An 11299-nucleotide genomic window follows, 5' to 3' on the forward strand; every position below is an offset into this window, starting at 1 on the left:
GGCCAGGGCGCTGGTCCTGCGGCCGCGCTGGCTGATCTGCGACGAGATGACCGCGATGCTCGATGCGTCGACGACCGCCGCGCTGGTGGCGGTCGTCGAGTCCTACCGGAGGGAGTCCGGGGCCGGGCTGCTGGCCGTCGGCCACGACCGGGTACTGCTGGAACGCTGGTGCGACCGCACGGTCGGCTGGCAGGAGTGTTCCGGACCGGGCGTACCGCAGGAGTCCATGGGGCCGACCGGATAGGACCGACCGGCAACGGGAGGGTGGGAGAAGGAGCGGGGCTGTGTGCGTGCAGCTGCAAGGCGGAGGACCGGGGCAACGCGGAGCGTTGTTGATCGACGACAACGCGGCAGATGCGCGCACCCGGCCCCCACTTGCCGGTCGGTCTCAGTCCATGCCCCTGGTGCGCGGCCACCAGCGTCAGCAGCACCTGTGCGAGCGGCGCCGGGGTGAGCGGCCGAAGCGGCGACAGCGACCACAAGGACGGCATCGGTAATTCGTCGTCCGGACCCCTCACCGGCATCGGCGGCACCAACCGGAGCCGGACGCTCCCGGCCCGACCGGGGGAACGGCAGCCGACGGGCGGCCGACGAGCCGGTCAACTCTTGTGCGAGGTATGCCCGTTGCTGCGGTCGCCGTCGCATACTCGGTCGCGTCCGCCCGTCCGGTCCACCACTCGCCCCCCGGGAGAATCCATGGCGTTCTCGACCCGCCGAAGCGTCGTCACCGCCGCGCTCGCCACCGTGGCCGCAGGCGCGTTGCTGCCCCCGCAGACGGCCGCCGCGTCCCCGGCCGCACGACGCCACCGCACACAGCCGCTGCGCCGCGCCCACGCACACAACGACTACCTGCACACGCGCCCCCTGTACGAAGCGCTCGGGCACGGATTCACCAGTGTCGAGGCCGACATCTTCCTGGTGGACGGGGAACTGCTGGTCGCCCACGAGGCCACCGGCCTCGACCCCGCCCGCACCCTCGCCTCGCTCTACCTCGACCCGCTGATGGACAGGGTCCGGGCCAACCACGGGACGGTCCACCCGGGCCACCACGCCCCCGTGCAACTGCTGATCGACATCAAGACGGACGGCGCCGCGGCCTACCTCGAACTCGACCGGCAGCTCCGCCGCTACCGGCGGATGCTGACGTCGTACCACCACGGCCGGGTACGCCCCGGAGCCGTCACCCCCGTCGTCTCCGGCGACCGTGCGGCCCGTGTTCCGATGGAGGCACAGCGCACCCGCTATGCCTTCTACGACGGCCGCCCCGAGGACCTCGGAACCTCGGCCGACGCTTCATTCATCCCGCTCATCAGCAGCAGCTGGACCGACGGCTTCGGCTGGCTGGGCGCGGGCCCCTTCCCCGTTGCCGAGCGGGACAAACTGCGCGGGCTCGTCGCCCGCGCCCACACGCGTGGTCAGCGCGTCCGCTTCTGGGCCACGCCGGACGCGCCGGGCCCGCAGCGGGAGGCGGTCTGGACGGAGTTGCTGGCCGCCGGGGTCGACCACCTCAACACCGATGATCTGGCAGGGCTCGAACGATTCCTCCGCACCCACGACCGGGACACCCGGACCGGGGCCGCCCACCCCTGCGGCTGACCGTACGCACGGCCCCGAGCGTGACAGCCAGTCAACACCCGGATGGCGGACATGCCGGTGCCCCGGACGGCTCCTCCGCTACGCCACACTGGCGGCCAAATGCCGCATTCCAGCGCGGCGGAGGAGGTTGGCCATGGCCATTTCGATCTCACTGGTGCTGCTTCTGCTGATCCTTGCGGTGATCTTCCTCCGCAACGGCGGGCTGAAGATCTCGCATGCGCTGGTCTGCGCCATGCTCGGGTTCTTCCTCGCGGGTACGAGCATGGCGCCGACCATCCAGGACAGCCTGGCCGCCACGGCCGACGTCGTCAGCAACCTCACGCCCTGACCCCGGCGTCCTGCCGGGCGACCGTGAGCGGCGGGTCAGCCCCCGCACGGGCCTGCCAGCCGCGAACGGATCAGGAAGCGTACCCCCTCCGGGGCCTCCAGCGAGAATCCGCTGCCCCGGCCCTCCACCACGTCGACGATCAGCCGAGTGTGCGCCCACACCTCGAACTGGCTCCTCGACATCCAGAAGGGGATGCTCTCCGCCACTCCGTCGATGTCGAGCGAGGCGACCAGCACATCGGAGCCACCGGTACGGAACTCGCCGTCCTGGTAGCACATGGGAGCACTGCCGTCGCAGCAGCCGCCCGACTGATGGAACATCAGCGGTCCATGCACCTCCCGCAGCCGCCGCAGCAACTCCGCTGCCGCGGGGGTGATCTCCACCGGCGGCGCGTCCGACGGGCTCATCGCAGCGGCTCCGGACGAAGGCCCGCCCACGCGTGACGGTGCTCGGGGCGGCCCGTTCCGCCGTACTTGAGGCTGAGACCGATCCGGCCCGCGTCCTCCGGACACTTCAGGTACCGCTGGGCGGTGCAGTCGCCGATCCCCGCCCGTGCGGCGACCTCGTGCGCCGACAGCGGCCGCTCGGCTGCCGACAGGACATGGCGGAGCTGCCGCACCAGCGTCGGCCCCGTCTCGCCCGGCAGGTGGTGATCGAGGAGTACGAGGCCGACATGGTCGCGCTCCAGGAAGGACAGCGCCTGGGCAGCGGTGTGCGCATGGGAGACGACCCGGAAGCCCGGGACCTCGGCCACGTACGCGGCGTTGATCTCGGGGACCCGGAAATCGTCGTCCACCACCTGGACATCGGTCATCGCGACTCTCCCACTTCTGTCAGTGGCCGGACGGCGAGCGCCTCGGGCAGGACGACGGTGAAGCCCGCGCCACCGTAGCGCTCGGCCCGCCGGCGCACCAGCGCCAGACCTCGTCGGCTGAGGGCTGTCCCGTAATCCCCGGCGCCCGCCGGGGATTACGGGACAGCACTAATGCTTCCAGCTCGGGGGCTGGGCGGGGTCCAGGGTCCGCCAATGGGCGAGGACCTTGGGGTCCTGCGCGTCGAGCCAGTCGGCCAGTTCGCGGAAGGACACGCAGCGGACCTCCTTGCGGGGGCAGACCTCGCGCATCGTCTCCTCGACGGCGTCCATGTATATGCCGCCGTTCCACTTCTCGAAGTGGTTTCCGATGAACAGTGGGGCGCGGCTGCCGTGGAAGACCCGCTCGAAGCCCGCGATGTACGCGTTCCGTGCCTCTTCGCGCCAGGTCGCGTACTTCGCGGGGTCGCCCTCGGTGCTGCCCTTGGACTGGTTGTAGAGGAAGTTGAAGTCCATCGACAGCACCTGGAAGTCCTTGCCGGGGAACGGCAGCATCTGGAGCGGGAAGTTCCAGACGCCGTCCTTCTTGGAGGGCCAGATCTGGAAGTCGCCCGGGGAACTGGCGTCGTAGCGCCAGCCGAACGGCTTGGTCGCCGGAATCAGCGTCTTCTGGCCCTCCAGACAGGGCGCGCGACCGCCGATGACCTCACGGGTGGGGTCGAAGGGGAGCGGATCGAGGTCCTTGTAGCCGGTGTTGGTCTTCCAGTTCTGCACGAAGGAGTAGAACTGGTCGATCTCGCTGATCCACTCGTTCTTGCTCCAGTCCCCACCGCCCTTCTTCTCGCAGAAGTGGCCGTTGAAATGGGACCCGATCTCGTTGCCCTCCTTCCAGGCGCCACCGAGCTGGTCCAGCGTCATCCGGATGTGTTCGCGCGTCGGGTACGAGATCGCGGCCATCCCGGCCTTGTGCTGGGGCGGGTGGTAGAGGTCCCGCTTCTCCTTCGGCAGGAGGTAGATGCCGGTGAGGAAGAACGTCATGTGGGCATTGCTCTCCCTCGCCGCACGGCGGAAGCGCGAGAACAGGTGGTCGTCGCCCTCCAGCGCGCCGTCCCACGAGAAGACCACGAACTGCGGCGGCCGCTCACCGGGCCTCAGCCGCTCGGCCTTCGGCCGGTTCGGCTGCGGACCGGTGTAGGACGTGGAGCCGTCCCCCAGGATCTTGACCTTTCCGTCCCAGTTCTCCTCCTCCGCCCTCGCCTTGTCACCGCGATGCTCGGTGGCGGTCGGCGTCGGCGCGGCGACAGTGCGTGTGCCCTGCTGCGGGGTCCGGCCGTCCGAGTCCTCGTCGGACATCAGCGGGAGGAGTGCCGCGGAACCCGACACCGCGAGACACGCCGTGATCCCGAGGGCGACACGGGGGGTGAGCCGGGCCCGTATGCGGCGAGCAGGGGATTTCCTTCTGGTGTCAGTCACTTCGTCATGGCTTCCGTGTATGTGTTCCAGATCTGGGCCGGGAGCTTCCCGTCGTCCGCCGGACGACCGGCCAGCCCCTTCAGGGGCAGCGGCGCGAGACTCTTCGTCAGGTCCATGCGGTAGGCGACGACGGCGGTGGACACGGCGGGGTCGTATCCGACGTACCAGCGAGCGGTGTCGTCCTCGGTGGTTCCGGTCTTGGCGGCGACCGGAGTGGCGGAGACGGCACCGTTCTTGCCGTCGGGCCGGCGGAGTGCCGAGGTGATCTCGTCGGCGACGTCGGACCGGACGGCGCGCCTGGGCCGCGGCAGGTCGAGCCGGACCGGCTCGCCGTTGCGGGTGACCTTGCGGACCGAGTACGGGTCCGTGTGCATGCCGTGGGCCGCGAATGTTCCGTACGCGCCGGCCATCCGGATGGCGCTGGGCGTGGAGTTGCCCATCGCGAACGCCGGGACCGGCGGGCCGAAGCTGGAGGGGAGCAGACCCAAGGCCTCGGCCGTGCTGCGGACCCGCTTCAGGCCCGTGTCCATGCCGAGCTGGAGAAAGGGCGAGTTCACGGACTTCGCCATGGCGTCGTGCAGGCTGATGCGGCCGTAGGAGGTGTCGCCGTCGTTGCGGCCCTTGACCATCTTTCCGCTGCGGTCCCAGTAGGGGCCTTCGGGCGTCATGACCGGGATGTCGTCGTCGCCGTCGTACACGGTCGACGGTGTGACGGTGGAGCGCGGACCGTTGCGCCTGTGCGTCACCCCGTGCTGGAGCCCGGCGGCGTAGACGAAGGGGGTGAACGCCGAACCGGCCGGTACGGTACCCGCGTTGGACTCGTTGAACGCCTGCCGCTCGAAGTCCGGTCCGCCGTACACCGCGAGGATCCGGCCGTCCGGGGCGACAGAGGCGGCCCCGAAACGGACGAACCGGTCGGCCTTGCGCTGTTCGGGGTCGAGTGCGCCGCGCGCGTCGCGGACGGCCCGGGTGAGGGCGGTCATCCGCGGCTTCTCGAACGTCGTGTAGATCTGGTAGCCGCCGAGGTCGAAGCGTGCGTCGGAGATGTGTCCGGCCCGCTTGGCGTACGACTCGGCGAGCTGGACGAGATAGCCGTCCTGCCCGCCCGCGTTGTTCGGCCCGTGCGGGGGCTTCGGCTCGGGGAAGGTGGTGTACTTGGCCCGTTCGGCCGCGCTCAGCCTGCCGATCTCCACCATGCGGTCCAGCGTCCACCGCCACCGCTCGACGGCACGCTCGCGGTTGCGGGGGTTGACGGCGGGGTCGTACAGCGAGGCCCCTTTGAGCAAGGAGGCGAGGAACGCGCCCTCGCTGGCGTTGAGCTGGGTGACCTCCTTGCCGTAGTAGGCCTGCGAGGCGCGCTGGAGGCCGTAGGTGCCGCGGCCGAACCAGCTGGTGTTCAGATACTCCTGGAGGATCTCGTCCTTGCTCAGGTGCTGGTCCAGCTTGACCGCCAGCAGCATCTCGGTGAACTTCCGCGAGAAGGACTGGTCCTGCGACAGATACACGTTCTTGACGTACTGCTGGGTGATGGTGGACCCGCCCTGGGTGTCACCGTCACTGATCGTGCGCCACAGCGCGCGGGTGATCCCTTGTGCCGAAATGCCGTGGTCGGAGTAGAAGTTGGCGTTCTCCGCCGCGAGTACGGCCCATCGGACGTGGTCGGGGATCTTCGACAGGGGCATCTCCTGGCGGCTCACCCAGCCGGTCCGGGCCATCGGTGTGCCGTCGGCCCAGTAGTAGACGGTGTCCTGCTGGGTGGCGAAGGCGTTGAGGTCCTCGGGTATGTCCGTGCGTGCGTAGGCGATGCCCACCACGGTCGCCAGCGTCGCGGTGAACATCAGGGCCAAGCCCAGGACCAGCCGCCAGGAAGGCACCCATTTTCGCCAGCCCTGTCGGCCCGCGCGCGGAAGGTCCGGCCTGCGTATCAGGGAGGCGAACGGGCGCTTCCTCTGTTTTCGGCGCCCCGTTTTCGGGACCGGCGCTTTCCGTGCGGCCCGCGCCGGCCTGCTGAATATTTTGTGCTGTGTCATTTCGTCCAGCCAGGACAGGCAGGGCCGGCCGCAGACCGCGACCGTGCCCGTGCAGTGGTCATTGAGCGTCCGTCGCCACATGCCGGCACGTCGACTCCGACAGAGCAAAGGCCAAAGCGTGACCGAGAGTTCTGCCGCGAAGTCACGTAAAGATAACAGGCCGCCGGGAGAGGTCCTGCCGGGTCGGCTCCGCCCCTCATGGAGGTCTGGCCGTCGACCGCCCCGGCCTTCCGGACCACCCGGCATCGATCCGGCCAATTCGAATCACCGCGCTCGACCGAGCCCGCCGGAATGCCGGACTGTTTTCTGCGGCCCATCGGGCCGGGCAACGGCCGGGGGGCAGGAAGGAGGGGGTGTCAAGCGTGTTCCCGGCCAACCGCGACACGCGCGCGCGTGAGTGCCGTGGTGACACCGGGGGCCTCCTGCCTAAGGTCTGATGGCGCGCAGCTGGGCCGACCGGCCGATCCATCGCCATGGTCAAACGACGCATCGCACAGGGGGAAAGCAGTGTCGCGTGTCAAACCCGTCCTGGCACGGGCCCTCAGCACAACGCCCTTACTCCGCCTGGACGTCGCCCACCGGGGGCGGGTGCGGCGTCTGGGACTGAAGCTCGAAGAACACGGCCCCACCGGATCGGTGAAGGACCGCAGCGCCGTCGGACTGCTACGGGCGCTGCACGACGAACGGCCGCTCACCCCGGGCACGGTGGTGGTGGAATCCACCTCGGGCAACCTGGGCCTCGCCCTGGCCCGGCTGCTCCCGACGGTCGGCTGCGACTTCCTCGCCGTGGTCGACCTCAAGACCCCGCATGTCACTCGTCGCAGGCTCGCCGACAGCGGAGCCCGGGTGATCGTCGTGGACGAACCCGACGGTCTGGGCGGCTACCTGCTGAGCCGGCTGCGCCGGGTGCGGGAGCTGTGCGCGGACAACCCCGGATACCGCTGGCCGGACCAGTACGAGAACTGGGCCGCACCCGATGTCCACCGGCGCACCACCGGACCCGAACTCACCGAGCAGGCGGGGCCGGAGCTCGGCGCGGTGTACGTCCCGGTCTCCACCGGCGGCACCCTCGCCGGCATCAGCGCCCATCTGCGCGAGTACCGGCCCGATGTCGCCGCGGTCGCCGTGGACGTACGCGGCTCACTGGCCGTCTCGGGCAGCGCCGGACGACGCCTGGTCCCGGGCATCGGAGCCAGCCGGCCGTCCGTCTTCCTGAAGGCGTCGCACAGCTACGACCGCGCGGTGCACGTCGACGACATCGAGGCGATCGCCGTCTGCCGGATCATCGCCGAGGACATCGGGCTCGCACTCGGCGGCTCCAGCGGTTGCGCCGTACGCGCGATGCTGACCGATCAGGACGAGGCCGGGACGGGCGACCGGCTCGCGGTCTGCCTGGCCGCGGACGGCGGCGCCAAGTACCGCGACACCCTCTACTCCGACAACTGGGCGACCGAACAGGGAGTCGCCAAGGAGATCACCTCCGCCGTGGAACGACTGCGCAGCGAAGGACTCTTCTTCGACCGAAAGCACCAGGAGCACTGAACATGGGCACCAGCACCACCCTTGACCGGCAGCGCACGCGCCCCGGCCACCGGCAGTACCTGCCGCTGGTGCAGGGCGCCACGCTGATCGAGTGGACCGGAACGGGCCTCTTCCTCGCCGTCTCGACCATCTACTTCGTCAAGGTCGCCCATCTCAGCACCTCGTCCGTCGGCACCGGCCTGACCATCGGAGGAGCCGTCGCCATCGCCGCCGCCGTGCCCATCGCCCGCCTGGCCGGGCGCTTCGGGCCGAAGCCGGTGCTGATCGGTGTGATGTTGCTGCGCGCAATGGCCACCGTCGGCTACCTCTGGGTGGACGGCTGGTGGAGCTTTCTCCTCGTGGTCGCCGTCATCGCCCTCACCGAGCAGTCCTCACCCCCACTGGTCCAGGCGTACGTCGGTGCGCGCGCCCCGGAGAGCCTGCGCGCGAAGGTCATGGCCGTGCAGCGCACCGTCGTCAACCTCGGAATCAGTCTGGGCGGACTGATCGCCGGGGTCGCCCTGGGCTCCGGCGCGCCGGAGGCCTTCCGGCCGCTGCTGATCGGGGGCGCGCTCGCCTACGTGGCGGTGGCCGCGGTGTACGCCACCGCACGGGGGGACGAGGAGGCGGTGACGGCGGTCGGGAGCGCCCGGGTGGCGGATCTGCTGGGGGACCGCCGACTGCTGGGCTTCACGGCGTACAACGCGCTGGTGTCGCTCTGGATGCCGGTGCTCAATGTGGCCTTCCCACTGTGGCTCGTCACCGAGACGGACGTACCGGAGCGCTACGTCGGCATCCTGTACGCCGTCAACACCGTGCTGTGCATCGCCCTCCAGTACCCCCTGAACCGCTGTTACGGCACCACGCGCCGGGCATGGTTCTCGTATGCGGCCGCGGCCCTGCTGCTCAGCTGCGGTGCCCTGGCCTTCGCCGCCGCGCCCGGCTTCGGGGCACGTCAGGCACTGCTGATGCTCGGCGCGGCCGTCGTTCTGCTGACGTTCGCCGAGCTGCTCCAGGTCGGCGCCTCGTGGACCCTCTCCTTCGACCTGGCACCGGAACAGGCGCGCAGCGCCTACCTGGTGCTGTTCAACACCAGCCGCACGGTGGCCAACCGGGTCGCGGGCCCGGTACTGATGACCGGCGTCGTCCTCGCCCTCGGCACGGCCGGCTGGATCGCACTCGCCGGTGTTCTGCTGCTCGGTGCGCTCGTCCCCTTCGTGATGCTCCGCTCAGCAGACGCCACCGGCGGCTGAACCCGCTCCCGCACCGTCCCCACCGCAACCGACCCACTCTCGCCAAGGAGCCCCGCCCGTCATGGACTTCGAGCAATACCCCGACAGCCACTTCCGCTATCTGACCCGCGCGGACGTCATCGAGGCCGCCCGCGACGTGGACATCGTGGCGGCGGTCGCCGAGGCGCTCCGGCTGCACTCCGCCGGACGGTCCGTCCTTCCCGAGGAGGCCTACCTCGGCTGGACCACCCCGCAGGGCGACTCGGCCAGGCTGCTGGCCATGCCCGGCGCACTCGCCCAGGAGGGGCGGCCGCCGGTCATCGGTATGAAGACCATCAACGCCTCGATCGGCAACCCCGGGCGCGGCATTCCCCGCTCCCAGGGCTTCACCCTGCTCCTCGACCCGGAGACCGCACGCCCCCTCGCCCTGATGGAGGCCGCCTACATCAGCGCGATGCGCACCGCGGCGGTGACCGCGCTCGCCGTGCGCCATCTGGCGGTGCCGGAACCGCGCGGGCTGGCGCTCCTCGGCTGCGGCGCCCTCGCGCAGGCGCACATCGCTCTGCTGCTGCGTACCGTGCCCACCCTGCGCCGTATCGCGCTGTACGACGTGGCGTCCGACCGTGCGAAGTCCGTCGCCCACCACATCGCCTCGCTGCCCGGTGCGGGGGACATCGAGACGGTGGTCGCCGACGGGCCGCGCGAGGCCGTCCGCGACGCCGAACTCGTCGTGCCCGTCACCACGGTGACCAAGGGATACATCGAGCCGGACTGGCTGCGGCCCGGCGCGCTCGTCTGTCATGTCTCGCTGGACGACCTCACCGAGGCGACCGTGCTCGCGGCCGGCACGGTGATCGTCGACGACTGGAGCCTGGTCCGTGACGACCCGCGACGGCTGCTCGGCCGGATGCACCGGGCGGGCACGCTGCTCGGCCCCGACGGCACTCCCCGGGAAGGAGTGACCGCGCGGCCCGGTGCCCGCCCCGTCGACGCCACACTCGGCGATGTGCTCGCCGGGCGGCACCCGGGCCGCCGCGACCAGGACGAGATCGTGATCAGCAATCCGTTCGGGATGTCGATCCTCGACGTCGCCGTGGCCGACCGCATCCACGCCCGCGCCGAAGCCGCCGGTCTCGGCGCCCGGCTCACGCTCTGAGGGGGATCCGCATGACGATCGATCAGAACATCCAGGAGATCAACCGCACCATGTGGTCGTACGGCGAGTACCGGCACGTCGCCGATCTGCTGCGACCGGGCGCCGTCGAGCTGGTCGACCGGCTCGCCCCCGCGCCGGACACCGCCCACCTCGACGTGGCCACCGGCAACGGCAACGTCGCGCTGCTCTCCGCGCTGCGCGGCTGTGTCGTCACCGGGCTGGACCTGACCGACGAGTTCTTCCCCGACGCGCGCGAACGGTTCGCCGAGGCCGGTGTCCAGGTGGATCTGCACCGCGGCGACGCCCAGCAGCTCCCCTTCGACGACGCCTCGTTCGACCTGGTGACCTCCACCTACGGGATCCAGTTCGCGCCCGACCACACCGCGTCGAGCGGGGAGATGGCCCGGGTGCTGCGGCCGGGCGGCCGCATCGGCATGTGCAACTGGACGGCACGCAGCTGGACCGCGCACTTCCAGGAGATCCTTTCCGCCTACTTCCCCTCGCCCAACGGCCATCAGGGACAGCCCATGCTGTGGGGATCACCGGACTACCTCGCCGAACTCCTCGGCCCCGGATTCACGGTCACCTCCGAACGCCGTGAACTCTTCTACCCGTTCGCCACGGCCGAGGATCTGGTGACCTTCTTCGAGAACTGCTTCGGGCCCTGCATCGCAGCGAGAAACACCATCTCGCCCGCCTCGCGATGGAAGGAACTGCGAGCGGAAATGGTCGAGATGACCGAGGGGTTCCACACCACGGACGAGCGCGGCACGGGTGTGCCGGTCGAGTACCTGCTGGTCGTCGCCGAGAAGCGGGCGGCACGATGACCGGCCTGCCCGAGCACTACCCGCGGCTCCCGCTGGCCGAAGGGGCGCGGGAGCGTGCCGTCGCCGCGGCGCTCACCCGCCACGAACCGTACGATCTGGACGAGGGAGTCCACGCCCACGTCGAGCGGTTAGCGGCCGAACATCCGGACCGGACCGCCGTCGAGGACGGGGAAATATCCCTCGGATACGGCCGGTTGGCCGACCGGATGCGCGGCACCGCCGCGCAGCTGGCGGCTGCCGGGATCTCGCAGGGGCAGATCGTCGCGGTCGGCGGCCGACGCGGCGCCGATGTCGTCACGGCCTTCCTCGCCCTGGAACTGCTGGG

The 11299-nt window shown here is 70.4% G+C and carries 11 protein-coding genes and 1 pseudogene; 8 read left to right on the forward strand and 4 right to left on the reverse strand.

Annotated features, from left to right (window positions below):
• The 3 genes and pseudogenes from ACWCQ6_RS33615 to ACWCQ6_RS33625 all read left to right on the forward strand — a co-directional run.
• Nucleotides 1–244, forward strand: a pseudogene (locus ACWCQ6_RS33615) (ABC transporter ATP-binding protein); the annotation flags it as partial.
• 452 nt (nt 245–696) lie between these two features.
• A complete protein-coding gene (locus ACWCQ6_RS33620) occupies nt 697–1596 on the forward strand; it encodes a phosphatidylinositol-specific phospholipase C/glycerophosphodiester phosphodiesterase family protein (RefSeq protein ID WP_451095751.1) in 900 nt (299 codons plus the stop codon).
• Nucleotides 1597–1729: 133 nt separating this feature from the next.
• Nucleotides 1730–1924 (forward strand): hypothetical protein, encoded by a 195-nt coding sequence (locus tag ACWCQ6_RS33625; protein WP_189540448.1) that lies wholly within the window; start codon nt 1730–1732, stop codon nt 1922–1924.
• A gap of 35 nt (nt 1925–1959) precedes the next feature.
• Here the strand turns inward: ACWCQ6_RS33625 and ACWCQ6_RS33630 are convergent, their stop codons facing one another.
• The 4 genes from ACWCQ6_RS33630 to ACWCQ6_RS33645 form a co-directional block, all read right to left on the reverse strand.
• Entirely contained in the window at nt 1960–2331 is a 372-nt protein-coding gene (locus tag ACWCQ6_RS33630; protein ID WP_451095753.1) for a DUF779 domain-containing protein, read from the reverse strand.
• Complete coding sequence (locus ACWCQ6_RS33635) at nt 2328–2738, reverse strand: response regulator (RefSeq protein WP_451095755.1); 411 nt, start codon at nt 2736–2738, stop codon at nt 2328–2330. Before ACWCQ6_RS33635 ends, ACWCQ6_RS33630 begins: the two co-directional genes overlap by 4 nt.
• Before the next feature lie 168 nt (nt 2739–2906).
• Nucleotides 2907–4208, reverse strand: a complete 1302-nt coding sequence (locus ACWCQ6_RS33640) for a hypothetical protein (protein WP_451095757.1) — start codon at nt 4206–4208, stop codon at nt 2907–2909.
• A complete protein-coding gene (locus ACWCQ6_RS33645) occupies nt 4205–6238 on the reverse strand; it encodes a transglycosylase domain-containing protein (protein WP_451095759.1) in 2034 nt (677 codons plus the stop codon). Before ACWCQ6_RS33645 ends, ACWCQ6_RS33640 begins: the two co-directional genes overlap by 4 nt.
• A 507-nt stretch (nt 6239–6745) precedes the next feature.
• Between ACWCQ6_RS33645 and ACWCQ6_RS33650 the strand changes: the two genes are divergently transcribed.
• The 5 genes from ACWCQ6_RS33650 to ACWCQ6_RS33670 all read left to right on the forward strand — a co-directional run.
• Nucleotides 6746–7780 carry a pyridoxal-phosphate dependent enzyme gene (locus ACWCQ6_RS33650; protein ID WP_451095761.1) on the forward strand — a complete coding sequence of 345 codons (1035 nt, stop codon included), beginning with the start codon at nt 6746–6748 and terminating at the stop codon, nt 7778–7780.
• Between the two features lie 2 nt (nt 7781–7782).
• Nucleotides 7783–9012 carry an MFS transporter gene (locus ACWCQ6_RS33655; RefSeq protein WP_451095763.1) on the forward strand — a complete coding sequence of 410 codons (1230 nt, stop codon included), beginning with the start codon at nt 7783–7785 and terminating at the stop codon, nt 9010–9012.
• 61 nt (nt 9013–9073) lie between these two features.
• Nucleotides 9074–10147: an ornithine cyclodeaminase family protein gene (locus tag ACWCQ6_RS33660; protein WP_451095765.1), complete on the forward strand. Its 1074-nt coding sequence runs from the start codon at nt 9074–9076 to the stop codon at nt 10145–10147.
• Between the two features lie 11 nt (nt 10148–10158).
• On the forward strand, nt 10159–10974 hold the full coding sequence (locus ACWCQ6_RS33665; protein ID WP_451095767.1) for a class I SAM-dependent methyltransferase: 816 nt from the start codon (nt 10159–10161) through the stop codon (nt 10972–10974).
• Nucleotides 10971–11299: AMP-binding protein (locus ACWCQ6_RS33670; protein ID WP_451095769.1), on the forward strand; the 329-nt coding region annotated here is incomplete at its 3' end. The genes ACWCQ6_RS33665 and ACWCQ6_RS33670, both read left to right, overlap by 4 nt.

This window comes from Streptomyces sp. NPDC001880, assembly GCF_053594575.1.

Excerpts from the sequence above, each read along its gene's own strand:
- ACWCQ6_RS33620 (WP_451095751.1), top strand. The coding sequence starts at position 697 with ATGGCGTTCTCGACCCGCCGAAGCGTCGTCACCGCCGCGCTCGCCACC.
- ACWCQ6_RS33625 (WP_189540448.1), top strand. The coding sequence starts at position 1,730 with ATGGCCATTTCGATCTCACTGGTGCTGCTTCTGCTGATCCTTGCGGTG.
- ACWCQ6_RS33630 (WP_451095753.1), bottom strand. The coding sequence starts at position 2,331 with ATGAGCCCGTCGGACGCGCCGCCGGTGGAGATCACCCCCGCGGCAGCG.
- ACWCQ6_RS33635 (WP_451095755.1), bottom strand. The coding sequence starts at position 2,738 with ATGACCGATGTCCAGGTGGTGGACGACGATTTCCGGGTCCCCGAGATC.
- ACWCQ6_RS33645 (WP_451095759.1), bottom strand. The coding sequence starts at position 6,238 with ATGACACAGCACAAAATATTCAGCAGGCCGGCGCGGGCCGCACGGAAA.
- ACWCQ6_RS33655 (WP_451095763.1), top strand. The coding sequence starts at position 7,783 with ATGGGCACCAGCACCACCCTTGACCGGCAGCGCACGCGCCCCGGCCAC.
- ACWCQ6_RS33660 (WP_451095765.1), top strand. The coding sequence starts at position 9,074 with ATGGACTTCGAGCAATACCCCGACAGCCACTTCCGCTATCTGACCCGC.
- ACWCQ6_RS33665 (WP_451095767.1), top strand. The coding sequence starts at position 10,159 with ATGACGATCGATCAGAACATCCAGGAGATCAACCGCACCATGTGGTCG.